This window comes from Noviherbaspirillum soli, from assembly GCF_015352955.1.
Taxonomy (GTDB): Bacteria; Pseudomonadota; Gammaproteobacteria; order Burkholderiales; family Burkholderiaceae_D; genus Noviherbaspirillum_A; species Noviherbaspirillum_A soli.
Window position 1 is genome coordinate 1 of record NZ_JACYOX010000020.1, and the last position, 24,082, is coordinate 24,082.

The following is a 24,082-nucleotide window of genomic DNA, read 5'->3' on the forward strand; positions in this document are numbered from 1 at the left end:
ACTGGCAGTAGGGGTCGGACTGTTTGCCACAATTCATCATCAACCAGTTCGCGTGCCATATTGCCTCGCCACGATAATTATCGACGAGTTGCTATGACAACGAAAATTCCATTTTGTTAGATGCTCTTAGTCAAATCAGGACATATCTATTCCGGCGATGGTTTTCTCGACCGCCAAGCCAGCTATCTGGAACGTTGGAAGATTGATGGCAGTGGACTGGCATGGGAGCGCTATGAACCGAGCGGTGAGCCATTACATGGCCTCACCGTCTATGTGCCAACAGGCATTGACCCCAAGACCCAGCGGCCATACCGGGAAGGCTTGTATGCCGAAGACGTCTTCTTGCACCGCGCAGCGGACGGTAGGGTCGACACCTATATCAATTGCAGCAACCGGCCGCATGAAGCGGCGCCATGTTCACAGTCCTTTTCGATGGAACCAGGCATGAAGGTCGAGGTAGATGTCAGTTACCGCCGTGGCTTGCTGCCGCAGTGGCGGCAGATCCAGAACGACGTCAGCCGGTTGGTTTGGAGTTTCAAGGCTGCCGAGGGCAGCGTTAGTAATCGCAAATGAAGTTTATGAATGAATCAGACTGCATCCAGCCAGGAGATCATCACCATGCCTCAACTGCCACAGCCCCTCACTACGCAGCAAATTCAAGCCTATATTGACCGTGTCAATGCCGGCGGTCTGCCACAGGCGTTACAGGTCTATGATGAGCTGCTTGCCCAAGGTTACAACTATGCTGGATGGGCAGCAGGGGTTGCACGGGGCGACACCATTACTGGCCAATCGGCACTTAAATTTTTGAAAGATAGCGCGGTACTGGGGTGGAGCAACAATGAGGGCCAAAATCTTAGCCCGGAGCAAATCGACCATATCCGGGTAGCGATGTCGCTGGGTTATTTAAAAACTCTTGTAGCCATTGCAGGCCGATCAGACGGCATAGTCACGCGTGATATCGATTTTCTAGAAACTGAAGATTTCCACGCCGACGCCTTCGAAGCCAACAACCTCTCCATCAACAACTGGACCCTCAAGATCCCCATGGACCTGATCCGCGCCACGCGCGGTGAGCAGGCTGTCGAGGAAGCCTGGGAACAGTTGCGCGACACCGGCGGAAGCGGGCTCGACAGCCTGATGGCGAGCACGGCGCTGGCCAACAGCGTCGGGCGGCTGGCCTTCTCGGCCGACCCCGCGATCAGCAGCCAGGCCCAGGCATGGATGGCGCTGGTGCCCGGCCTGGCCAACTTCGGGCAGATCGGCAACTTCCTCGAAGTCATGCACAGCATCCTGCCCACCGAAACCCTGTCGGCCGACCCGTTCACCGGCGTGCAGCTGCCCTGGAGCGGCGCCGTCTTCAGCGGCGGCACGCTGGACCTGCAGGCCCTGGCCGGCGGCCGGCCGGTCGCGACACAGCGGCTGGACGAGGACTGGGTGGCCGCCGACCTGGGCGGCGGCGCGCGGCTCAGATGGGTGGCGCCGCAAGACCCCGGCAAGATCGTCGTCATCGTGTCGGGCATCTACAGCCAGCTCGATTTGCCCGATGGCCAGGGCGGCTACCTCAGCCTGGGCGCCGGCGAAGGCGTGACCAGCATGACCCGCTGGGCCGGCGCGCCGGAAGCCTCCGCCGCGCTGGAAAGCGTGCGCAGCGAGCAGGGCGAGGGCATGCTCACCATCCGCGCCTACCATGGCGGCGTCCTGCAAGACACCTCGGTCTTGAGCCGGGACGCGGACCAGCGCATCGTGCAGACCACCGACTACCGCGACGGCCACAGCCAGCAGCTGGTCTTCAACACCGATGGCATGCTGTACCGCCAGGCCCTGACCACCTGGAACGACAGCCGCAGCGCCAGCGATACCGTGCAGAAGGATGGCCAGGGACAGGTGATCAGCCACACCTACCAGGAAACCCTGAAGGACGATGAAGGCGGCGTGCTGCGCATCGATACCGTGACAACCGCCGACGGCACGGTGCAGAACGTCTATGACGGCGACAACCAGCTCCTGCAGAGCCTGCCGGTGGACAACGGCGCGGCCAACCTTCGCTACGCCGCCGCCAGCGCCACCAGCTTCATGAGCATGATCAATGCGCTGCGCAGCGGCAACCGGATTGGCGCCCTGGCCGGCGGCGTCAACACCCTGGTCAACCTGCAGAATGAATCGGGCGCCGGGGCAGGCACGGTGCTGACCGGCGCCAGCCAGGTGCTTTCCGGCGCCGCCGCGCTGTACAACCTGCAGCAGGCGATTGCCCAGGGCGACGTGCTGGGCTCGGTGCAGGCGGGCGCCCAGACGCTCGGCGTGGGCGTGAACGCCTATACCCAGGCGCTGACGGCGGAATATGGCAGCGCGGCCGAAGCGATCCTGGAAGGCAATGCCGCAGCCTTTGAACTGGCTGGTGAACTGAATACGGCGCTACCGGTGCTGAACCTGCTTATCAGCATGAAGAATGGCGACGCGGTTGGTGTGGCGACTAATATTGCGGCGCTTTTTAATCCCGAGATGGTCCCATTTCTCTCGGTTTTGCATCTCGCGCTCGGCGAAATCCTTGCCAGCGATCCGCCGCCGCTGTGGGGAAGCGGCCGGTTCACCTGGCAAGCCGATGGCAGCCTGGGCATGGAGGTGACCGGCGGCGGCGGCGAGGATCCGAATATTTTCGATTTCGAGGCCGCCTTCAATCTGCGCGACGATCTGTTTCCAAAACAGGAGCATGGCGGCGCCACCCTGGTGCGCTCGCTGCTGGGCGGTGTGCAGGACGGCCTGCAATCCATCATTGACACGGTCAACCGCGACAACCCGGCGCTCAGGCTGGGCATCATTCCCAACCGGCTGCCGAGCGTGTCCTATGACGGCGATGTGTACCGGGTTGCCGGCAAGATTCCGTGGACACTGCACGACATCGACCCGGTCACCGGGCGCGACCGCACGCTCCAGTACGATGGCGCCGGACTGGAAGTCGGCATGACCGCCGGCACGCCGGAATTCTTCCGCTCGCTGGGCGATCAGTTCCTCTACAGCGCGCTGAACCGCGAAGCCATCGCGCCGCAATGGGAAGTCGACACCGCCCGCCTGCAAACCCTGGCCGGCAGCCCCCAGGCCGGGCTGACCGAGCTGCAGCGGGCGCAGCGCAACGGCCAGCTGGCGCCGGCCCGCAACCCGGATGTCGCCACCATCGCCTGGCGACCGGTCATGCTGGACCTCGACGGCAACGGCGTGCAGCCGGCAAGCAGGGAAGGCCATGCGGTCTATTTCGACGTGGACAGCGACGGTTACTTGAGGAAGACCGCCTGGCTAGCCAGCGGCGACGGTTTCCTGGTGCTCGACCGGAACTTCAATGGCGTCGCCGACAACGGCAACGAGCTGTTCGGCAACAGCCGCATTGCCAGCAGCGGGCAAGGCCTGGCCAGCCTGGACTGGATCGACGCCAATGGCGACGGCGACATCAGCGCGGCCGACCCGGTGTTCCAGGCGCTGCGGGTATGGAACGATGCCGATGGCGACGGCATGCAGGAAACCGGCGAAGCCAGCACCCTGGCGCAGCTGGGCATCACCGCCCTGCACTACCGGCGTGGCAGCTATGAGCGCCAGGGCCGGACGCTGCAGATGGCCAGCCCCGACCTGCAAGCCGATGCCGTGGGAACCAGGCTGCACCTGGTGGAGGGCGGCATCCTGGTTCAATCCAGCGACGGCAAGCTCAGCCTGAGCGTGGTTCAGTCCGACGACCTGTCGGTGGCCGCGCCGGGCAAGGATGGCATCGCCAATGGCCGCGAGGATGTGCCGCTGGAGATTCCGGTCGGCCTGCTGCTGCAGAACGACAGCCTGGGCGACGCGCCAGGCGTGGGCCTGACCATCAGTGAAGTCAGTCAGGCGCGCCATGGCAGCGTCAGGCTCGATGGCGGCATCATCCATTTCGATCCCGAACCGGACTATTACGGTGACGAGGCCGGCTTTCGTTACGTGATGCGCGACGCCAATGGCCACAGCGCCAGCGCGCCGGTGGACATCCGCATTGCGCCCGTGAACGATGCGCCGGTCGTCACCGGCGTGCTGCAGGGAGTAAAGCCCATTTACGGTTACGCCAACACGGGGGAATACATCAATGGCTTTCCGGTGCGCAGGCCGCTTTACGAACCGGGCATCGGGCTGAGCGTGGCTGACGCCGGGCAGGACAGGGACGGGGATTATTTCTATCGGGATTATCCGGTTGCCTTCGATGACGATCCTTACAAAGGCAGGCTGACCGTGACCGATGTCGACGACAGCGTTTTACGTTACAAGATAGCGCAGGACGGCGTGCATGGTCACGCAACTGTCGATGCCGACGGTTCCTGGAACTACACCCCGGTGGATTATGTCGGCGCCGACGATGCCTTCGTGGTCGAAGTCAGCGACGCGCATGGCGGGTCGGCACGGCAGATGCTGCACATGCCATCACCGGGCGCAAAAGACTGGTTCTGGTTTCCGGGCGAAGGCGAGTCGGAAAGCGGTGGCGGTGGCGGTGGTGGCGGTGGTGGGGGTGGGGGCGGCGGTGGAGGTGGCGAAGGCGCCGAGGCGGGCGGCAGCGAGGGCGAGTCGGAGACCAGCGAGGCTGAGGGAGCGGAAGGCGCCGAAGGGGGTGAAGGTGAAGGTGAAGGTGAAGGCGAGGGAGAAGGAGAAGGCGACCCGATCGTGCTCGACCTGGACCGCAACGGCATCCATCTGCTCTCCGCGCAGGACAGCCAGGCTTTTTACGATATCAAGGGAGATGGCTGGCGCTACCGCATGGGCTGGGTGGCGGCAGGCGATGGCCTGCTAGCCCATGATGCCGATGGCGACGGCCGCATTGCCGGCCAACAGGAGTTGAGCTTTCGCTCCTACTTGCCCGGCGCGCAAACCGACCTGCAAGGTCTGGCCGCGTTCGACAGCAACCATGACGGCAAACTGAGTCCGCTTGACCGTCTGTGGAACAGCCTTCTGGTCTGGCGCGACAGCAACGGCGACGGCGTGTCGGACGCCGGCGAGCTGGGCACCTTGTCTCAGGCTGGCATACAGGCCATCGCGCTGGCCAGCGACAACCAGTTCAGCGCACAGAACGGCAATACCGTGCATGGCCAAGTCGCGGTCGACATGGCGGATGGATCGGTGATGGCGGCGGCCGATGTCAGCTTCGCGGTGAGCAGCCAGGTGCTGCTGCCGCAGCCGGACGGAACGAGCCGTATCCTGAACAAAAGCGCCTGGAGCCCAGCCAGCGATGTGATCGGCGGCGATGGAAACGATGTCCTGGTCGGCACCACCGGCAGCAATCGCATCGCCGCCGGCAACGGCGACGACTTCGTCTTCGACGACCAGGGCAACGACCTGATCCTCGCCGGTGCGGGCCGCGACGTGGTGTACGCGGGAAGCGACGAGGATGTGGTGTTTGGCGGCGACGGCGACGATACCGTGTTTGCCGGCGCGGCCAATGACCTGGTCCTGGGCGGCGACGGCGCCGACGCGCTGTTCGGCCAGGACGGCAACGACGTGCTGTTTGGCGGCGCCGGCAACGACCTGATGGACGGCGGCGCCGGCGCCGACGTGCTGGCTGGCGACGACGGCAACGACAACCTCCATGGCGGCGCAGGCATCGACGCGCTGTTCGGCGGCGCGGGCGACGACCTGCTGGCGGGCGGAGCAGGCGACGACCTGCTAGATGGCGGCCGGGGCAATGATTTCCTGGACGGTGGCGCGGGCGCCGATGCCATGGCCGGCGGCAATGGCGATGACACCTATGTGGTTGATCATCCCGGCGACCAGATCACCGAAGCCGCCGGCGAAGGCAGGGACACGGTGCGCGCATCGCTGGACGGTTATGTGCTCGGCGCGGGCCTGGAAAACCTGATATTGACCGGCAATGCGCGGCGCGGCGTGGGCAATGCGCAGGACAACCGGCTCACGGGCAACAAGGCCGACAACCTGCTCGAAGGTGGCGACGGCAATGACATCCTGGACGGCGGGCCGGGCGCCGACAGCATGGCGGGCGGCGCTGGCGACGACAGCTATTGGGTGGACAATGCCGGCGACCACATCGTGGAAGCCGCCAACGCAGGCATGGACACGGTCAACAGCAGTGTCAGCCTGGTGTTGCCGGACCATGTCGAGCAACTGGTCCTGACCGGCGCGGCGGCCGTGGCGGCAGGCGGCAATGCGCTGGACAACCGGCTGGTCGGTAATGCCGCCGACAATCCGCTCGACGGCGGCGCCGGCGCCGACAGCATGGCAGGCGGCGCCGGCAATGACAGTTACTGGGTGGACGATCCGGGCGACACGGTGCTCGAACTCGCCGGCGAAGGCAGCGATACGGTGTATGCCTCCATCGATCATGTGCTGGCGGCACAGGTCGAGAACCTGGTATTGCAAGGACAGGCCCGGCGCGGCGTTGGCAATGCGCTGGACAATACGCTAACAGGCAATGCCCTGGCCAATCAGTTGTACGGCGAAGCGGGAGACGACGTGCTCGATGGCGGTGCCGGCGCTGACATGCTGGCGGGCGGCAATGGCGACGACATCTATATTGTTGACGACGCCAACGACATGGCCATCGAGTCTGCCTGGCAGGGTACGGACCTGGTGCGAGCCAGCGTCGATTACCTCCTTGGCGCGGCGGTGGAAAACCTGGAACTGACTGGCCATGCCAGCCTGACGGGCACAGGCAATGCGCTGGACAACCGGATCACCGCCAATGACGCCGGCAACACGCTGCGCGGCGGCGCCGGGGACGATCTGCTGTATGGCGGGCTGGGGCAGGACCGGTTGTATGGCGATGACGGCAATGACTTGCTCGACGGCGCGGCGGGCGCCGATGTCATGGCCGGTGGCAATGGCGACGACCGCTATATCGTGGATGAGCCAGGCGATGCATTGCTTGAACTGCCCGGCGCCGGCATCGACACGGTATTGGCCAGCGTGGACATGGGTCTGCCGGACAATCTGGAGAATCTGGTTCTGACCGGCAGCGCGCTGCGCGGCACGGGCAATGCGCTCGACAACAAACTGACGGGCAACGAACTGGATAATTTCCTCGCGGGCGGCGCCGGCAACGACCTGATGGACGGCGGCGCTGGCGCCGACATCATGGCCGGCGGCACTGGCGACGACTGGTATGTTGTCAATGCGCCCGGCGACGTGGTGCTGGAATTGGCGGGCGACGGCATCGACACCGTCCAGTCCGGCGTCGACCTGACGCTGGCTGCGAATGTCGACAGCCTGGTGCTGACCGGCACCGCCCGCACCGGCGTCGGCAATGCCCTGGATAACGTCCTAACCGCCAACCATGCCGGCAATGCCCTGTCGGGCGCGGCTGGCAGGGACCGATTGCAAGGCGGCGACGGCAACGACCTGCTTGACGGCGGCACCAGCGCCGACCTGCTCTTTGGCGGCGCCGGCGATGATGAGCTGCAATGGAGCGTGGACATGCTGTATGGCGACCGCGCCATCACCAGCAACCTCGGCAGCCCCGGGCATGCCGCAAGCCGTGCCACGGTGTCGCTCGCGGGCCGCCAGGGCAGCAAGGACCTGTTCGACGGCGGCAGCGGCAGCGATACCCTGCTGGGCACGGCTGGTAACGATGTGGTGCTGCTCGACGGCAGCGGCGGCATGGGACTGGTTTCAATTGAACGCATCGTCATGGGCGCGGGCGATGACGTGGTCAACCTGAGCAGCGCGTCTCTCGCCTGCGGCGACGTCGGCATCGAGGGTGGCGACGGCAACGATGTGCTGTGGTCATCGAGCGGCAATGACTTGCTGCGCGGCGGCAATGGCAACGATGTGGCCGATGGCGGCTGGGGCAATGACGTGCTGGACGGCGGCGCCGGCAATGACAGCCTTGCCGACAGCCATGGCCGCAATCTGCTGCTGGGCGGGCCGGGGCGCGACACGATCAGCACCGATGCCGGCAGCAACCTGATCGCGGGCGGAACCGGCAACGATGCGATCCGTATCGGCGCGGGGCGCAACATCATTGCCTTCAATCGCGGCGACGGTGCCGACACCATCGTTTCCGCCAGCGCGTCACGCAATGTGCTGTCCTTCGGCGAGGGCATTTCCCGTGACGACATCAGCCTGCGCCGCAGCGGCCCGGATCTGATCGTGGATGCCGGCAAGGGCGACATGATCACGTTGTCTGGCTGGTATGCGGGAAAGTCGTACCAGACCGTCGAACGGCTGCAGTTCATCGGCGCGGGCATGGACGCTTCAGGTCGGCCGACGGTGGCGACCTATGATTTTTCTTCCCTGGTGGACGCGGCCAACGCCAGTCGCAATGGCCATGCCGGTGGCCTCACGCCGCTGACGCGCTGGGATCTGAGCAATGGCCTGCTTGCCGCTTTTTTAGGCAGCAGCGACAGCCTGGCGCTGGGCGGCGAAGCCGCCTTCCAGTATGCGCAGCAAGGCATGCTGACAAGCGCGCTGCTCAATGGCGGCCAGCAAGCATGGTCATCGGAGCAGTTCGGCATTGCGGCGCAGCCCTTCCAGGCGGGCGCGGCAAGCCAGGCCGATGGCGCAAGGCGGCTGGTCGCATGAAGCGGCCTTGCCCGATGAAGCAGGCAGACCAGGCCGCGCCGGCCGTTCCCGGGGTGGCGGATTGATCCCGCCGCACGCCGCCCCGGGCGGCTGGGAAGAGCCCCATGCCATGCAGGAATTCCTGCATGCGCCGCCAAGCCATGCCACCCGCGCCGTTCTGTATCTGCTCGCCCTGCTCTTTTTCTGCGCGCTGCTATGGGCCGCGCTGGGGAAACTGGACATCATTGCCAGCGCCGAGGGACGCCTGGTGCCGGCAAGCCTGGTCAAGATCGTCCAGCCCAGCGATGCCGGCATGGTCAGGCAAATCCTGGTGCGGGAAGGCGATACGGTGGGCGCGGGCCAGGTGCTCATGCGCATGGACGGCAGCCTGCTGCAGGCGGACTTGGCCAGCGTCGGCGGCGAACTGGACAGCAAGCGCTGGCAGTTGCGGCGCATCGATGCCGAACTGGCCGGCACCGCCCTGCTGGCGCGTCCGGAAGACATGCATGACCCCTTGTTCATCCAGGCCAGGGCGCAACTCGCCGCACGTAGGCAAAGCCAGCAGGACAGTCTGGAACAGGAGCAACAGGCGCTTTCAAGGGCATTGCATGAACTCGCGGCGGCCATCGCGACGCATGACAAGTTCAGGCAGTCGGCAACGATGCTGAGGGAGCAGGCGGAAAGCTATGCGCGGCTCGGCAGGGAAGGCTTTTTCCCTGCGCTGCAGGTGCAGGAGAAGACGCGGGAGGCAATCGAAAGGGAGCGCGAGCTGCAGGCGCAGGCCGAGGTGGTACAGAGCCTGCGGGCGGCGGAGGCATTGTCACGCAAGCGGCTTGCGCAAATCGCATCTTCCTATGAAAGCGCCTTGCGCAACGAGCGGGTGGAAACGGCCAGCCAGTCCCACAGGCTGGAGCAGGAATTGAACAAGCTGCGCCAGCGGCAGGCATTGCTTGAGCTGAAGTCGCCGCAGGATGGCGTGGTGAAGGAAGTCTTCGTCCATACGCCGGGCAGCGTGGTCACGCCGGGCGCTATCCTGCTGACCCTGGTGCCCGGGCATGAAGCCCTGCTGGCCGAGGTGCAGATCAGGAATGACGATGTCGGCTTTGTGCAGGTGGGCAGAAAGGCCAAGGTGAAGCTGACCGCTTATCCTTTCCAGAAGTACGGCATGCTGGAAGGCGCCGTGATCCACCTTGGCGCCGATGCCCAGGATGCCGCGAACACCCCGACCATGCCAGCCAGTGCGGAAAGAAGCAGGAACCCGTCCTGGCAGGGCTACAAGGCGCTGGTCGCCCTGGATGCGCAGTATCTGGCCTCCGACAAGGAGAAGTTGGCACTCGTGCCGGGCATGCAGGTCATTGCCGAAATCCGGCTGGGTCAGCGCACTGTGCTCGAATACCTGCTTTCGCCGCTGCGCCGGGCCATGCATGACAGCGCCCGTGAACGTTAAGGCGCATGAAGCGCCGCCATCATCGGCTTAACGCCGCCGGCCGGTATTGACCTGGTTGCCGATAAAGCCGCCCACTGCCGCGCCGCCCACGGTGCCGATCGCGGAGCCGCCGGTCAGCACCGAGCCAGCCACGCCGCCGACGCCGGCGCCGATCACGGTGTTCTTGTCGCGGTGGGACATGTTGGCGCAGCCGGTGGCGGCCAGCGTGGCGGCGAGCAGGACGGCGACGGAAAGCGGGCGGAAAGTGATGCGCATGGAATAACCTTTGGGTTGGAGGGTTGCACGAACCGCCGATGCCCGACGGGGTGCGGCGGCAATCATTGTTGCCGAAGAATAATTGCAACAGCCGATTGTCGGCCAGAACAGTTGTAATTTGTTACACCCTGTCGGAGCTTGCCGACCTGCGCCCTTGCCGCCATCGACGCCAGTCGGAGCGGCCCAGGCCTACGCGCAGTCCTCTTCCCTGAACTCGCCCTCGCGCCGCTGCGAACGCCCTTCTTCCTGCCGCCGCAAATCCACCCGCCGGATCTTGCCCGAGATGGTCTTGGGCAGTTCCGCGAACTCGATCAGGCGGATGCGCTTGTAGGCCGCCAGCTTTTCCCGGGCATAACGGAAGATGGACGCCGCGGTGGCCCGGTCGGGCGCATGGCCGGCGCGCAGCGTGATATAGGCCTTGGGCACGGACAGGCGCAGCGCATCCGGGCTGGGCACCACCGCCGCCTCCAGCACCGCTTCATGCTCGATCATCACGCTTTCCAGTTCGAACGGGCTGATGCGATAGTCCGACGCCTTGAACACATCGTCATTGCGGCCGACGTAGAAGTAGTAGCCGTCGGCGTCGCGCCGGGCGATGTCGCCGGTGTGGTAGAAGCCGCCCCGCATCACGTCGGCAGTCTTGGCCGCGTCGCCCTCGTAGCCCAGCATCAGTCCCTGCGGCCGCTGCGAGAGGTCGATGCAGATCTCGCCCTCATCGGCCGGCTGGTCGTCCGCATCGAGCAGCGCGATGCGGTAGCCCGGCAGCGGCCGTCCCATCGAGCCGGGCTTGATCGGCTGACCCGGCGGATTGCCGATCTGCGCCGTGGTCTCCGACTGGCCGAAGCCGTCGCGTATCTTCAGGCCCCAGGCGCGCTCCACCTGCTCGATCACTTCCGGATTGAGCGGCTCGCCGGCGCCGACCAGTTCGCGCAGCGGCACCTTGAAGGCGGCCAGGTCTTCCTGGATCAGCATGCGCCAGACGGTCGGCGGCGCGCACAGGGAGGTCACGCCGCAGCGGCAGATCACATCGAGCACCTCCTTCGCATTGAAGCGGGCGTAGTTGTAGACGAACACGGTGGCGCCCGCATTCCAGGGCGCGAAGAAGCAGCTCCAGGCATGCTTGGCCCAGCCGGGCGAGCTGATGTTCCAGTGCAGGCCGCCGCGCTCCAGGCCGATCCAGTACATGGTCGACAGATGGCCGACCGGATAGCTCTGGTGGCTGTGCAGCACCAGCTTGGGCCGCGAGGTGGTGCCCGAGGTGAAGTAGAGCAGCAGCGGATCGCTGGCGAGAGTCTCGCCGTCGGGCGTGAAGGCGGCCGGCGCGCCGGCCGCATCGGCAAGGTCATGCCAGCCCGGCACCTTGCCGCCCACGGCAATGCGGGTATGGCTGCCGGCCATGCCCTCGAACTTCGGCGCCTCGGACGACTGCGCCACCACATGCCGGATCGCGCCGCGCTGCAGCCGGTCGGCCAGGTCGTCGCCCGACACCAGCATCGTGGTCGGCACCATCACCGCGCCCAGCTTGATGCAGGCCAGCATCAGCTCCCACAGTTCCACCCGGTTGGGCAGCATCAGCAGCACCCGGTCGCCGCGCGCCACGCCCAGGCCGCGCAGGTAATTGGCCATGCGGCTCGAGCGCGCGGCCATCTCGGCAAAGGAGATCTTCTGCTGCGCGCCATCTTCCTCCACCACCCACAGCGCCGGCGCATGGTTGTCCTGTGCCTGGCGGTCGAAGAAGTCCAGCGCCCAGTTGAAGCGGTCGAGCGCCGGGGCGCGGAAGTCGCGCCAGGCGGTGTCGTAGTCGGTGCGATGGCGCTGCAGGAAGTCGCGCGCGGCGAGGAATGCGTCTGAAGAATGCATGGATTCACCTTGTCTCGGAGATGAAGGAATGGAGGGCGCGGCCTGCCAGGTCTTGTCGCCTGCTCATGCCGCGCACAGAGCACCGATTCTGCCATGACATGGCCGCACCGCATTGCGCAGGCTGGCATCGCCGCCCTGCCTGCACGCCCCTGCCCCGCGGTGTATCATCCCCCTTCCGCAGAGCAGCCCACCGAATCGAATCCCCATGAGCGACCAAGCCGAAAAACCCTATTACGAAAAGCATGTCTTCTTCTGCATGAATGCCCGCGAGGACGGCCGCCCCTGCTGCGCCGACCGCGGCGCGCAGTCGGCGCAGGAGCATGCCAAGCGCCGCATCAAGAAGCTGGACATGAATGGCCAGGGCAAGATCCGCATCAACAAGGCCGGCTGCCTGGACCGCTGCGAGGAAGGCCCGGTGCTGGTGGTCTATCCGCAGGGCACCTGGTACACCTTCGTCGACAACAGCGACATCGATGAAATCATCGATTCCGACCTGATCGGCGGCAAGGTGGTCGAACGCCTGAAGATCTGAGCCTGCGATGAATGCCCATACCCAGCCCTTCACCATCGCCGGCAGCGTCGGCCCGATCGAATGCGCGCTCGACCTGCCCGACAGCGCGCAGTTCCCGTCGCCGCGCGGCATTGCGCTGGTGGCGCATCCGCATCCGCTGTATGGCGGCACCATGGACAACAAGGTGGCGCAGACCCTGGCCCGCGCCTTCGTCGCATTGGGCTATGCGACCGCCCGCATGAACTTCCGCGGCGTCGGCGCGTCCGCCGGCGTGCATGACGCCGGCGCCGGCGAGACCGACGACATGGCGCTGCTGCTGGCGCACATGCGCGGGCTGTATCCCGGCCTGCCGGCGGCGCTGTCGGGCTTTTCCTTCGGCACCTTCGTCCAGGCGCAGCTGCAGAAACGCCTGCAGGAACAGGGCGAGCCGGCCGAGCGCCTGGTGCTGGTGGGTGCGGCCGCCGGCAAGTGGGCCATGCCCGACGTCCCGGCCGACACCATCCTGATCCACGGCGAGCAGGACGACACCATCCCGCTGTCGGCGGTGCTGGACTGGGCCCGTCCGCAGGACATACCGGTGATCGTGATTCCCGGCGCCGACCACTTCTTCCATCGCAGGCTCCAGCACATCAAGAACCTGGTGACGGCGATGTGGCACAGATAGGCGCCATGCCCTGATGACCGCGCCGCGACGCGGCCATACAGGTTTTTTGCATGGCCCGGGCGGATTTCGCGGACGCAATCCGCCTTATAATGCGAACCTTCGTTTTCAACCGCTCGCGCCGCCAGTCCGGCGCGTTGTCATCCTGTCCAACTCCATGAAAAAGATCCTTGCGGCGCTTGCCGCTTCCGTCCTGACCCTTTCCGCCGCGGTCGCCCAGACCATGCCCGCGCCCACCGTGGCCGCCCGTTCCTACCTGCTGCTCGACGCCACCAGCGGCCAGGTGCTGGCCGCGCAGGAGCCCGACCTGCGCATCGAGCCGGCTTCGCTGACCAAGATCATGACCGCCTACCTGGTGTTCAAGGCGATCGAGGACAAGAAGCTCACGCTGGACCAGATGGTCAATGTGTCGGTCAAGGCCTGGAAGGTGTCGGGCGACAGTTCCAAGATGTTCATCGAGCCGGCCACGCCGGTGTCGGTCAAGGACCTGCTGTACGGCCTGATCGTCCAGTCCGGCAATGACGCCGCGGTGGCGCTGGCCGAAGCGGTGTCGGGCACCGAGGATGCCTTCGCGGTGCTGATGAACCGTGAAGCCGAGCGCATGGGCATGAAGTCCACCCGCTTCGCCAATGCGGCCGGCATGCCCAGCCCGGACAACTACTCCACCGCGGGCGACCTGGCAATAATGGCCTCGCGCCTGATCCGGGACTATCCGGAGATGTACAAGATCTATTCGACCAAGAGCTACACCTACAACAAGATCACCCAGCCCAACCGCAACCGCCTGCTGTGGCTGGATCCGACCGTGGACGGCATGAAGACCGGCCACACCCAGGCCGCCGGTTACTGCCTGATCGCGTCCTCGCACCGTCCCAACGGCACCAGCGGCGAGCGCCGCCTGGTGTCGGTGGTGCTGGGCACCAAGTCCGACTCGGTGCGGGCGCAGGAAAGCCAGAAGCTGCTGAACTGGGGCTTCCTGAATTTCGACACGGTCAAGCTGTACGCCAAGGGCCAGGCCGTGGCCACGCCGGAAGTCTGGAAAGGCGCGCAGAAGGAAGTCAAGCTGGGCTTCGACCGCGACATGTACGTGACCGTGCCCAAGGGCACCGCCGAGAAGATGAAGCCGGTGGTGGAACGCAAGGACCCGCTGGTGGCGCCGATTGCGCAGAACAGCCGGGTCGGCACGCTGAAGATGGTCGCCGACGGCAAGACCATCACCGAGGCGCCGCTGCTGGCGCTGGAACAGGTGAATGAAGCCAGCATCTTCGGCCGCGCCTGGGATTCGGTACGGCTGATGATGAAGTGATGTAGTGACGGCCGGGGCTGCTTGCCCGGGTCTCTTCAAGCCATGAAAAAACCCTGGCGGCAGTCGATGTCGTCAGCGCTTCGTAGGCTGCAATACCCGAAGGGCATTGCACCGCGGTCGCATACCGCAAAAATCATCTCAAGGACCTTCGCTGGTCCACGCATGGTGGAATGCCCCTTTGGGGTATTCCACCCTACGGCATCAGGGGCATGCCAAAGGAAAAAATGCAAGGGCGCCGCACCTGAGCCTGCAGCATGAAGCTAGTCTGGCCAGATTCGCTCTAAGCTGCGCCCTGCGCCCGCGGACAGTAGCGCGGCAGACTGCATACCGATACCAAGCCATTACGCGCGATACAGCGGCGTGCTTTCCGTCAGGCTGCACTGGAATTGGAATCGGACTCAGAACCGGTAAAGCACAGCCAGCCGCATGCTGGTCACGGCATGTTCCGGCTGCGCGACCGTCCCGGCACGGCGGCCATTCCTGCTCAGCGCCGCATCCGCACTGCGTCCCACCTTCCACCAGTCCAGGCCGGCATGCAGCTCCAGCGTCGGCCATGCGGCCGGCTGCCAGCCGAGGCCCAGCCGCATGCCATGTGCAGGGCGGGTGTCGAACGAAACATCGTCGAACTGCCCTGAAAACCCGACCCGGAGCTTTTCCGGCGCTGCGAACAGCAATGCGGCGCCAGCCATCACCTCGCCATGCGCGGTCGGAATCCTTGTGTCCAGCCCGAGCAGCGCGCGGCGCGACAGCGTGCGCTCCTGCAGTCCCGACACCCGGCCCACGCCCCGGATATCACGCCGCCAGCGCTCCAGTTCAACGGCGAGCGAGGCGCTCAGCATGGCATTGATTGCATAGGCAATGCCGACGCCCGATTGCGTCAATGCGGTGTCGGTGCGGCTGTCCACCGGCACGCCGGACTGGGTCTGCCCCCGATAGCCGATGTCATGCTGGTAATGCGACGCCTGCGCCGACAGCGTCCAGTCGCCGGTCCGGTAAGCCAGGCGGCCTTCCACACCGGGCAGCCAGCCCTGCTCCCGCACGATGCGGCGCCCGGCGGCATCGTATTCGTTGAGGGTGAATTGCCTGGCCGCGATGCCCAGCGCGGGCGTCCACTGGGCATGGGCCGGTGAGATCAGAACGCCGGCGGCCAGCATTGCCGGAATGGTTTTGAAAAGCATGTTGGTTGCCGAAAAAAGAACGGCAGGCCGCCGGCCTGCCGGATGGATTTTGGGTTCCGGGCCTCAGAATGATTTCTCGAATTCAGGCCAGGAAACAGTCCGGCTCTCGGTGATCACGCCGTCGCCCCTGGCGCTCAGGTCAAGCCGTACGCTGGCCGCATCGACTGCCGTGATGGTCACGCTCGACGATGCGCCCGTCACCAGCATCGAACCGGATACCGGGTTGATGTCGGCCCCATAAACAAAGGGTGTGACGGTTTTCACCCCGACATGCAAATCCCTGACCGAGGGCGAACTGGCGCTCAGCGTGTAGTTCCCGCTGGTAGTGTGCTTGGCGATCGTGGTGGTGGCGGCGGATTCGAATCCAAACAGGGTGCGGTCCGTCACGAGCGCACCATCCCTTTTCAGCATCGTCCTGAGGGCGTCGCCTGACATCACGACTGTAATATCGCCTGCGCTGGACTGGCCATACTTCACTGTCACGTCGCCGTCGATCAGCGCAGTCTCGGTTTCGCTCGCAACTGACAGGCTGCTGAATTGAAACTGCATCACGCTCTGCGATGCGCCATTCGGGACAGGGACCACACTGCCTTCCTTCAAGGCCAGCATCAAACCGCCATTGACCTTCAGACCGGATACGCCGCAGTTGCTCGCCTCCAGACTAATGACGTCGCCCGGCTTCATGTCGTCCAGGGAATCGCCGGAGCTGCTCACTTTCGCCGTGCCGCCCCCCGGGCAGGAGGCCGACTCGACAACCGCTGTCACGGTGGAAGCCTGCTTGCCAACAAGCTGACGCAGCACATCCGTAGCCAGTTCGGTCAACCCGGGGACTTTCGTGTTCACACTGACACCCGAGAGGAACATGTCATTGAGTCGCGTAATGCCTCCCAGGCTGTCCGGCGCCAGGTAGGCATGCGCCGCCGTATTGACGTAATTGCTCTGGTCAATCACGCTCTGAACCGCCGGCAGGTTTTTCGGCGTGCTTGCGCTGTCGCCGGCGCTGGAACTGGGGCTGGGGCTGGAGCCGGAACCACTGCCACCGCAAGCGGCAACAGAAAATGCCAGGAAAAGCAGTGCGCCGTACAGCATGGAACGATGATTATTTTTCATGTCAGGGTCCGAAATGAGGAAGTAAGGGAAAGTGATCAGGCCTGTGCCATCAAAGACCTGTGGAGCGTGAACCTGGCCACCCTTCAGCCAGGCGGGGTAAGTTCGATGGAGTCCGGGTTTTGCGCCAGAATTATTAAGCGCGACAAACTCCTCTTGTAACGATGTTGCTGCGCTGCTTGCACCGGGGCGCTACTGCCCGTGCTGCACGGCCCATCCCTCCCGCTCCGCTATAATTCGCTCCCTTGCGCCTTGCCGACCGGCCCGGGGTCATGCCGAATCCGCATCACCCGCCCTGACCGCGCATGCAAGAATCCGTATTCCCACATCCCCTGGAAAAAACATGAACGATCCCCTGGTCTATCTCAACGGCGAAATGACGCCCCTGTCCGAAGCCAAGATCCCGGTGCTGGACCGCGGCTTCATCTTTGGCGATGGCGTCTATGAAGTCATCCCCATCTATGGCCGCCGCATGTTCCGCTCCGGGCAGCACATGGCGCGGCTGTTTCGCAGCCTCGACAAGATCGGCATACCGAATCCGCATGACCTTGACGGCTGGATGGCGCTGATCCAGCAGGTGGTGGATGCCAGCCCGGACGACGACCAGATGGTCTACCTGCAGGTGACCCGCGGCGTGGCGCGCCGGGCGCATGCCTTCCCGGCCGAAGTCACGCCCACCGTCTTCATCATGACCAATCCGCTGGTGCTGCCCTCGGCCGAGGTGCGCGGCAAGGGCGTGTCGTGCGTGACGATGGACGACAAGCGCTGGCTGCACTGCGAGATCAAGTCGGTCTCGCTGCTGGGCAACGTGCTGGCGGCGCAGCATGCGGCGGAAAACCAGGTGACGGAAGCGATCCAGTTCCGCGACGGCATGCTGACCGAGGGCTCGTCGTCGAATGTGTGGATCATCAAGGATGGCGTGCTGGCCGGGCCGCCCAAGGACAACCTGATCCTGGAAGGCATACGCTACGGCCTGGTCCAGGAACTGTGCGAGGGCCTGGGCATCCCGATGCAGGTGCGCCGCATCAGCCGTGAGGAAGTGTTCGCCGCCGACGAGGTGATGCTTTCCTCGGCCACCAAGGAAGTGCTGCCGGTCACGCGCATCGACGGCCAGCCGGTTGGAAACGGCGCGCCAGGCCCCATATACGCTAAGTTGTATGAGGCCTACCAGGCAGCGAAAGCCGCAGCCTGAATCAACCAGGAGCGCATGATGGACAAGCTGAACAATACCGGCAACCTGACGAATCTGAACGATCTGCAAACATCGGAAAGCCTGATCGAGTACCCGAGCGATTTCCCGATCAAGATCATGGGCGCGATGCAGGAATCGTTTGCCGAGGTGATCGTCGAGGTGGTGACGCAGCACGACCCGGAATTCCACGCCGGGCGCATGGAGATGCGGCCGTCGTCCAAGGGCAACTACCTGTCCCTGACCGCCACCGTGCGCGCCACCAGCCGTGAACAGCTTGACAACCTGTACCGCGCGCTGAGCTCGCATCCGATGGTCAAGGTCGTGCTGTAACGGCGCCATGGAAGGCTCGCCCGTCCTCGTTCACCGCGGCCGCGAGCCTTACCAGGCCAGTTTCGACGCGATGCGCGCCTATACCGACGCGCGCACCGGGGCCACGCCCGACCAGCTGTGGATCGTCGAGCATCCGCCGGTCTATACGCTGGGCCTGGCGGCCGATCCGTCCCATGTGCTGGACCCGCACGGCATTCCGGTGATACAGACCGACCGCGGCGGCGAAGTCACCTACCACGGCCCGGGGCAGGCGGTGATCTACCTGCTGATGGACCTGAAGCGGCGCCAGCGCGACGCCCGCCTGTTCGCCCGCGAATTCGTCTGGAATATCGAGCAGTCTGTGGTCGAAACGCTGGCGGCGTATAATCTGGCCGGCGAGCGCCGGGCCGGCGCGCCCGGCATCTACGTCGCCGACGGCGACTGGCGCGGCGCCAAGATCGCCGCGCTGGGCCTGAAGATCCGCGGCAACGGCTGCACCTACCACGGCGTCTCCCTCAATGTTTCCATGGACCTCGCGCCCTTCGGCTGGATCAACCCCTGCGGTTACGCCGGCCTGGCGACAGTGGACATGCAAACCCTGGGGGTTACCGCACCGCTGGACGAAGTGCAGCAGGCGCTGGCCCGCCAACTCATTGACCGACTGAAAGGATAGTGGCGCCGCCAGGCGCACTGCATACCATGGCATCCAACCCGACCGAGATTGCTTCCTCCGCCTACAACCCGAGCGAGAAGCAGAAAGGCGCCGGCAAAACCGCGCGCATCCCGATCAAGATCGTGCCCGCCGAGCGCATCCCGAAACCCGACTGGATCCGCGTCAAGGCCGGCTCGCCCACCACCCGCTTCTACGAGATCAAGGACATCCTGCGCGCCAACAACCTGGTGACGGTGTGCGAGGAAGCGTCCTGCCCCAACATCGGCGAATGCTTCGGCAAGGGCACCGCGACCTTCATGATCATGGGCGACAAGTGCACCCGCCGCTGCCCGTTCTGCGACGTCGGCCATGGCCGCCCGGACCCGCTGGATGCGAACGAGCCGGAAAACCTGGCGAAAACCATCGCCGCGCTGAAGCTGAACTATGTGGTGATCACCTCGGTCGACCGCGACGACCTGCGCGACGGCGGCGCCGCCCATTTCGTGGCCTGCATCGAGCGCGTGCGCGAACTGTCGCCGGCCACCCGCATCGAGATCCTGACGCCGGACTTCCGCGGCCGCATGGACCGCGCGCTGGAAATCCTGAAGGCCGCGCCGCCGGACGTGATGAACCACAACCTGGAAACCGCGCCGCGGCTGTACAAGGAAGCCCGTCCGGGTTCGGACTACCAGTATTCGCTGAGCCTCCTGAAGCGCTTCAAGGAAATGCATCCGCACACCCCGACCAAGTCCGGCATCATGGTGGGCCTGGGCGAGACCGACGAGGAAGTGCTGCAGGTCATGCGCGACATGCGCGCCCATGACGTCGACATGCTCACCATCGGCCAGTACCTGATGCCGTCGGGCGACCATCTCCCGGTGCGCCGCTACGTGCATCCGGACACCTTCAAGATGTACGAGGAAGAAGCCTACAAGATGGGTTTCGTGCATGCGGCCGTGGGCGCGATGGTGCGCAGTTCCTACCACGCCGACCTGCAGGCGCACGGCGCCGGCCTGGCCTGATCAGGCGCTTGCGCCGGCCAGCGCCGGCAGACTGACCGTGAAGGTGGCGCCCTGGCCGGCGCCGCCGCTTTTGACGTCGATCACGCCGCCATGCAGCTCGACGATATGGCGCGCGATGAACAGGCCCAGCCCCAGGCCGCCGGCGTTCTGCGACTGCTGCTTGTTGAAGGCGCCGAACACCTCGGGCAGGAACTGTTCGGCAATGCCCTGCCCGGTGTCAGTGACTTCGATCAGATGCCGCTCTGCGCCGGGTATCACCCGCAGCCGCACCGTGCCGCCCGTGGGCGTGAACTTCACCGCGTTCGACAGCAGGTTCCAGAACAGCTGCTGCAGGCGCTGCGCATCGCCCCAGACCATCAGCTCTTCCTGCGCCGGCAGGGCGGCGCTCAGTGCCACCTGCTTGGCCTGCGCTCCCGGCTCGACCGTGGACAGCGCATCCCTCAGGATGCGGATCAGGGAGACATGCTCGGGGCGGATCGCCAGTTGCCCGTTGCGGGTCTGGGCGGCGTCGATCAGGTCTTCCACCATGCGGGTTTCCTGCCCCACGTGCCGCATCATCGTGCCCAGTTCGCGGCGCAGGCGTTCGGGATCGTTCAGCTGGCTGCGCAGCAGCATTTCCAGCCGCATCGAGATCGCCGACAGCGGCGTGCGCATCTCATGCGACACGGTAGCCAGGAACACGTCGCGCATCCGGTTCAATTCATTCAGGCGGACAATCGCCTCCTTCTGCCGGGTCGTGGAATCGATCAGGGTGCGCAGCAGTTCGGTGTAGACCGTCATCCGGCTCTGCGGCACCGGCGATTCCAGCCGCGCCTGGGTCCACAGCCGCGCGCCGGAGATGCCCAGCTGGCGGGCGATGCGCTCGCAGGCCATGCCGGAAGTGAAGCGGTTGAAGGCCCAGCCATAGACCACTGCGCCATAGACCTTGCCAAACAGGCTCAGGGGCACGGCCTGCACGCACAGCTCCTCGCAAAACAGCGCGCTTGCCTGGCCCTCGCTTGCGGCCCGCATCGCCAGCGCCTGCTCGAAGCGGGTGCCGTCGCCATCCGCGTCCCACAGCGTGGAGCCGGCCAGCAAGGTCGACAGGCGGGATTGCAGGAAAGGGCCGAGACGGCGCTGGCCAGTGGCGTCATAGGCTGACACCACCAGGCCGCTGGCGGCGGAGAACTGGGCGAGCGCCTGTTCCCAGGCGCTCCAGCCGGCGTCGACGTTTTCCTGCTCGGTCATTGACCCTTATCCATTTCGCGCACCACCGGCGCACTCGACTCCGGCAGGCCCCTGCCCTGCGACAGCGCTTCCTCGATCACCGGGCTGCGCCTGGACGGCGAGCGGGCCAGCAAGCCGTAATAGGACGAGAACGGCAGCTGCGGCACCGCGCCGCTTTCGGCTTTGTCCTCATCTTCCTCGATCACCGTGATGCCGCCCTGGCCGATCATGTACTCCCTGGTCAGCTGCTGGTTGTCGGCGCCGCGCACCTTGGGTATCGCAATGGCGCGCCGCAGCCGGGTCGAGATTTCCACGTAGTTCAGCAGGATGATGTTGTCCACCAGGTGCGAGCCCTTCAGCTCCTCGCTGATCTGGGACAGGCCCAGCAGTTCCGGACTTTCATAGTTGAAGAACACGGTGGCCAGCCGGTCCTTGAAGAAGCTGGCCAGCGCATACAGGAAATCGGCCGCCTCATGGGCGCTGCTCAGTTCATAGACCGCCACCGAGTCCAGCACCACGCAGTCGATCTGGTGTTCTTGCACCAGCCTGGCTACCTTGTCGAAATGGACATCGAGTTCCAGTTCCAGCGGCGACTCGTACAGCATGAACAGCGAGCCGTCGGCCAGCAGCGGTTCCAGGTCGAAGCCGAGCGAGGCGGCGTTGCGCATCAGCTGGCGCGGATGCTCGTCCAGCGTCACCAGCAGCGCGCGCTTGCCCGCGGCGATCGCGGCGGTCAGGAACTGCACCCCGAGGACGGTCTTGCCGGTGCCGGAAATGCCGCAGACCATGGTGATCGAGCCTTCATAGACGCCGCCTCCCATGATGCGGTCCACCGCCTCGGCGCCGGTGGACAGGCGCTTGCTGGAAGTGGGCTGCTCCTCCGCCACCAGCGGCCGCGACTGCGCGCGCCGATAGACATGGATGCCCACGCCCGGTTCGATGCGCATCGTATGGCTGCCGCCGATGAAGTCCTGGCCGCGCGACTTGGCCACCGACAGGCTGCGCTGCAGGCGCCTGCGCTGCTCGTTGCGGCTCAGCGAAATGATGGTGTCGAACACGAAGCGCTCATGCGCGAAACCGTCCTTGCCGCCTTCGTCGCGCTCGGCCGTCACCATGGTGGTCACGCCCAGCCTGGTCAGCCCCTCGACCAGCAGGTGCAGGTCTTCGCGAAACGGGATGTCATTGTTTTCCGCATACAGCCGCAGCGGCGTCAGGCCGTCGATCAGCAGCCGGCGCGCGCCGATGGCGGCCAGTTCCGCCGAGAAGGCGCCGTCATTGCTGCGGAATTCGCTGAGCAGCGCGGCCGGGCTGGTCTGGATGATCCGGACCTTGCCGGCGTCGATCAGGCGCTGCAGGTCCCATTCAAAGCCGCTGGCGTCGCGCAGCAGCTTTTCCGGCTCCAGCTCGAAGGAGACGATGACGCCCGGCTCGTCATACAGCGCGGCGCCGGCATGGATGAAACCCAGGCCCAGCGTGGTCTTGCCCGAACCGGGCTGGCCTTCCACCAGCACATTGTTATTGCGCGGCAGGCCGCCCAGCAGGATTTCATCCAGTCCGGGAATGCCCATTTTTACCAAGGATACGGCCATGATTTCTTTCCGACGATTGATGTAAGCGGCGATGCAAAGGCTGCCGGGAGGCGACGGGCATCGTGCGGCGGCACTGGCCCGGCTGCACGATTTCCCCTTTTGAATTGCAGTCAAATACTACTTCATACAACTGGGTACTTGTCTTAATGCCGAACAATCTTGAGTTTAGGCAAGCAGCAAAAACCCCGGTCAGGCCGGGGCTTTGAAGAGAATGCGCTGCCGGTTCGTACCTCAGGCAGCCAGCGCCTTCTCCAGCAGCTTGTGCAGCTGGGAGAATTCCGGCTCGCCGACATAGCGCTTGATGATGTTGCCTTCCTTGTCGATTACATACGTGGTGGGCGTCAACTTGACGTCGCCGAACGACCTGGCCAGCTCGCCCTGGGTGTCGAGCGCCACCCTGAACGGCAGCTGGCGGGTCTGCGCATAGTTGAGCACGTAGTTGGGCGGATCGTAGCTCATCGCCACCGCGATGTATTCCAGGCCCTGGTCCTTGTACTTGTTATAGGTCTGCACCATCTGCGGCATTTCCTTGATGCAGGTAACGCAGGACGTCGCCCAGAAATTGACCATCACCACCTTGCCCTTCAGGCTCTCGGGCGTGATCTTCTGGCCGTTCAGGTCGGTAAAGGTGACCTGCGGCGCCGGCTGCCGCGACGACACGGAAAAATAGGCGACGGCGGCAACGACGACGACAGCGATGCCGGCCAGCAGTTTGATCCAGTTGCGGTTTGCAGTAGCCATGATGAGAACGGGATGAGAGCGGTGAAGAAAGGAAAGGCGGGGATGCGGACATTATAGTCAACACCGCGCCCATCTGCCGGTGCGGGCGGTGTCAGGGACGGATATAGGCGTAGCCTTCCTGCGCCTGCAGCCTGGCGATCTCGACCACGCCGGCCGGCACCAGGCTGATCTCCGGCACCAGTTCGGACTTGTCGATGCTGTGTGCCGTCAGCGTGTTGTTGCAGACCCGGAATTCCACGCCCTGCCGCGCCAGCGCGGCCACCGCCGCGTCGAACGGCCGGCCGTTGCGCTCGGTCGCGCCCTTCAACAGAAAGCGGATGCCGTCGCCCAGCGCCACCACCACGATCCTGGTATCGGGCGCGGCGCGCAGGTGGTTGCGGATGCTGGCCAGCCCGCGCGACGCCTGGTCGATGCCGTCGGCCATGTGGTAGACCACCTTCACCGGTTCGGCCGCGCGCGCGGCGCCGCTGACGGCCAGCGGGCCGCCTAGGCACAGGAGCAGGAACAGGCGCCGCTTCATCTGTCTCTATCG

The 24,082-nt window shown here is 65.0% G+C and carries 18 protein-coding genes; 10 read left to right on the plus strand and 8 right to left on the minus strand.

Going from position 1 to position 24,082, the window contains the following annotated elements:
* Positions 1 to 120 precede the first annotated feature (120 nt).
* From IGW04_RS15025 to IGW04_RS15035, 3 genes are all read left to right on the plus strand, one after another.
* Positions 121 to 573, plus strand: coding sequence for a hypothetical protein (locus tag IGW04_RS15025; RefSeq protein ID WP_194713899.1), 453 nt, complete (start codon positions 121 to 123; stop codon positions 571 to 573).
* A gap of 474 nt (positions 574 to 1,047) precedes the next feature.
* A complete protein-coding gene (locus tag IGW04_RS26060; protein ID WP_194713900.1) occupies positions 1,048 to 8,535 on the plus strand; it encodes an Ig-like domain-containing protein in 7,488 nt (2,495 codons plus the stop codon).
* 61 nt (positions 8,536 to 8,596) lie between these two features.
* Positions 8,597 to 9,961 carry an HlyD family type I secretion periplasmic adaptor subunit gene (locus tag IGW04_RS15035; RefSeq protein ID WP_194713901.1) on the plus strand — a complete coding sequence of 455 codons (1,365 nt, stop codon included), beginning with the start codon at positions 8,597 to 8,599 and terminating at the stop codon, positions 9,959 to 9,961.
* Positions 9,962 to 9,988: 27 nt separating this feature from the next.
* Here the strand turns inward: IGW04_RS15035 and IGW04_RS15040 are convergent, their stop codons facing one another.
* Together IGW04_RS15040 and IGW04_RS15045 are read right to left on the minus strand one after the other, a co-directional pair.
* Positions 9,989 to 10,216: a glycine zipper 2TM domain-containing protein gene (locus IGW04_RS15040; protein WP_194713902.1), complete on the minus strand. Its 228-nt coding sequence runs from the start codon at positions 10,214 to 10,216 to the stop codon at positions 9,989 to 9,991.
* Positions 10,217 to 10,405: 189 nt separating this feature from the next.
* Positions 10,406 to 12,076: an AMP-binding protein gene (locus IGW04_RS15045; RefSeq protein WP_194713903.1), complete on the minus strand. Its 1,671-nt coding sequence runs from the start codon at positions 12,074 to 12,076 to the stop codon at positions 10,406 to 10,408.
* A 205-nt stretch (positions 12,077 to 12,281) separates the two neighbouring features.
* Between IGW04_RS15045 and IGW04_RS15050 the strand changes: the two genes are divergently transcribed.
* The 3 genes from IGW04_RS15050 (at position 12,282) to IGW04_RS15060 (ending at position 14,554) form a co-directional block, all read left to right on the plus strand.
* Positions 12,282 to 12,608: a (2Fe-2S) ferredoxin domain-containing protein gene (locus IGW04_RS15050; RefSeq protein ID WP_194713904.1), complete on the plus strand. Its 327-nt coding sequence runs from the start codon at positions 12,282 to 12,284 to the stop codon at positions 12,606 to 12,608.
* 7 nt (positions 12,609 to 12,615) lie between these two features.
* Positions 12,616 to 13,251, plus strand: a complete 636-nt coding sequence (locus IGW04_RS15055; protein WP_194713905.1) for an alpha/beta hydrolase — start codon at positions 12,616 to 12,618, stop codon at positions 13,249 to 13,251.
* Positions 13,252 to 13,405: 154 nt separating this feature from the next.
* The gene (locus tag IGW04_RS15060) at positions 13,406 to 14,554 is read left to right on the plus strand and encodes a D-alanyl-D-alanine carboxypeptidase family protein (protein ID WP_194713906.1); all 1,149 of its coding nucleotides are present in this window, start codon (positions 13,406 to 13,408) and stop codon (positions 14,552 to 14,554) included.
* Between the two features lie 398 nt (positions 14,555 to 14,952).
* Here IGW04_RS15060 and IGW04_RS15065 read toward each other — a convergent pair whose 3' ends face one another.
* Positions 14,953 to 15,732, minus strand: a complete 780-nt coding sequence (locus IGW04_RS15065; protein ID WP_194713907.1) for a hypothetical protein — start codon at positions 15,730 to 15,732, stop codon at positions 14,953 to 14,955.
* A 63-nt stretch (positions 15,733 to 15,795) separates the two neighbouring features.
* Positions 15,796 to 16,821, minus strand: a complete 1,026-nt coding sequence (locus tag IGW04_RS15070; RefSeq protein ID WP_194713908.1) for a hypothetical protein — start codon at positions 16,819 to 16,821, stop codon at positions 15,796 to 15,798.
* Positions 16,822 to 17,182: 361 nt separating this feature from the next.
* Between IGW04_RS15070 and IGW04_RS15075 the strand changes: the two genes are divergently transcribed.
* The 4 genes from IGW04_RS15075 to lipA are packed head-to-tail and all read left to right on the plus strand — an operon-like array spanning position 17,183 to position 20,014.
* Positions 17,183 to 18,031, plus strand: a complete 849-nt coding sequence (locus IGW04_RS15075) for a D-amino acid aminotransferase (protein WP_194713909.1) — start codon at positions 17,183 to 17,185, stop codon at positions 18,029 to 18,031.
* Between the two features lie 18 nt (positions 18,032 to 18,049).
* On the plus strand, positions 18,050 to 18,361 hold the full coding sequence (locus IGW04_RS15080) for an HP0495 family protein (RefSeq protein WP_194713975.1): 312 nt from the start codon (positions 18,050 to 18,052) through the stop codon (positions 18,359 to 18,361).
* A 7-nt stretch (positions 18,362 to 18,368) separates the two neighbouring features.
* Complete coding sequence (gene lipB, locus IGW04_RS15085) at positions 18,369 to 19,013, plus strand: lipoyl(octanoyl) transferase LipB (RefSeq protein WP_194713910.1); 645 nt, start codon at positions 18,369 to 18,371, stop codon at positions 19,011 to 19,013.
* Between the two features lie 26 nt (positions 19,014 to 19,039).
* Complete coding sequence (gene lipA, locus IGW04_RS15090; RefSeq protein ID WP_194713911.1) at positions 19,040 to 20,014, plus strand: lipoyl synthase; 975 nt, start codon at positions 19,040 to 19,042, stop codon at positions 20,012 to 20,014.
* Here the strand turns inward: lipA and IGW04_RS15095 are convergent, their stop codons facing one another.
* The 4 genes from IGW04_RS15095 to IGW04_RS15110 form a co-directional block, all read right to left on the minus strand.
* Complete coding sequence (locus IGW04_RS15095; RefSeq protein WP_194713912.1) at positions 20,015 to 21,241, minus strand: sensor histidine kinase; 1,227 nt, start codon at positions 21,239 to 21,241, stop codon at positions 20,015 to 20,017. It abuts the gene before it with no gap.
* On the minus strand, positions 21,238 to 22,809 hold the full coding sequence (locus IGW04_RS15100; protein ID WP_194713913.1) for an ATPase domain-containing protein: 1,572 nt from the start codon (positions 22,807 to 22,809) through the stop codon (positions 21,238 to 21,240). The genes IGW04_RS15095 and IGW04_RS15100 overlap by 4 nt, the downstream gene beginning before the upstream one ends.
* 231 nt (positions 22,810 to 23,040) lie before the next feature.
* Positions 23,041 to 23,550, minus strand: coding sequence for a TlpA family protein disulfide reductase (locus IGW04_RS15105; RefSeq protein ID WP_194713914.1), 510 nt, complete (start codon positions 23,548 to 23,550; stop codon positions 23,041 to 23,043).
* 91 nt (positions 23,551 to 23,641) lie between these two features.
* Positions 23,642 to 24,070 (minus strand): DsrE family protein, encoded by a 429-nt coding sequence (locus tag IGW04_RS15110; protein WP_194713915.1) that lies wholly within the window; start codon positions 24,068 to 24,070, stop codon positions 23,642 to 23,644.
* Positions 24,071 to 24,082 lie beyond the last annotated feature (12 nt).

Excerpts from the sequence above, each read along its gene's own strand:
- IGW04_RS15080 (WP_194713975.1), top strand. The coding sequence starts at position 18,050 with ATGGACAAGCTGAACAATACCGGCAACCTGACGAATCTGAACGATCTG.
- lipA (WP_194713911.1), top strand. The coding sequence starts at position 19,040 with ATGGCATCCAACCCGACCGAGATTGCTTCCTCCGCCTACAACCCGAGC.
- IGW04_RS15025 (WP_194713899.1), top strand. The coding sequence starts at position 121 with ATGCTCTTAGTCAAATCAGGACATATCTATTCCGGCGATGGTTTTCTC.
- IGW04_RS15070 (WP_194713908.1), bottom strand. The coding sequence starts at position 16,821 with ATGCTGTACGGCGCACTGCTTTTCCTGGCATTTTCTGTTGCCGCTTGC.
- IGW04_RS15075 (WP_194713909.1), top strand. The coding sequence starts at position 17,183 with ATGAACGATCCCCTGGTCTATCTCAACGGCGAAATGACGCCCCTGTCC.
- IGW04_RS15050 (WP_194713904.1), top strand. The coding sequence starts at position 12,282 with ATGAGCGACCAAGCCGAAAAACCCTATTACGAAAAGCATGTCTTCTTC.
- IGW04_RS15105 (WP_194713914.1), bottom strand. The coding sequence starts at position 23,550 with ATGGCTACTGCAAACCGCAACTGGATCAAACTGCTGGCCGGCATCGCT.
- IGW04_RS15045 (WP_194713903.1), bottom strand. The coding sequence starts at position 12,076 with ATGCATTCTTCAGACGCATTCCTCGCCGCGCGCGACTTCCTGCAGCGC.
- IGW04_RS15055 (WP_194713905.1), top strand. The coding sequence starts at position 12,616 with ATGAATGCCCATACCCAGCCCTTCACCATCGCCGGCAGCGTCGGCCCG.
- IGW04_RS15040 (WP_194713902.1), bottom strand. The coding sequence starts at position 10,216 with ATGCGCATCACTTTCCGCCCGCTTTCCGTCGCCGTCCTGCTCGCCGCC.
- IGW04_RS15100 (WP_194713913.1), bottom strand. The coding sequence starts at position 22,809 with ATGGCCGTATCCTTGGTAAAAATGGGCATTCCCGGACTGGATGAAATC.
- IGW04_RS15060 (WP_194713906.1), top strand. The coding sequence starts at position 13,406 with ATGAAAAAGATCCTTGCGGCGCTTGCCGCTTCCGTCCTGACCCTTTCC.
- IGW04_RS26060 (WP_194713900.1), top strand. The coding sequence starts at position 1,048 with ATGGACCTGATCCGCGCCACGCGCGGTGAGCAGGCTGTCGAGGAAGCC.
- IGW04_RS15095 (WP_194713912.1), bottom strand. The coding sequence starts at position 21,241 with ATGACCGAGCAGGAAAACGTCGACGCCGGCTGGAGCGCCTGGGAACAG.
- lipB (WP_194713910.1), top strand. The coding sequence starts at position 18,369 with ATGGAAGGCTCGCCCGTCCTCGTTCACCGCGGCCGCGAGCCTTACCAG.
- IGW04_RS15065 (WP_194713907.1), bottom strand. The coding sequence starts at position 15,732 with ATGCTTTTCAAAACCATTCCGGCAATGCTGGCCGCCGGCGTTCTGATC.
- IGW04_RS15110 (WP_194713915.1), bottom strand. The coding sequence starts at position 24,070 with ATGAAGCGGCGCCTGTTCCTGCTCCTGTGCCTAGGCGGCCCGCTGGCC.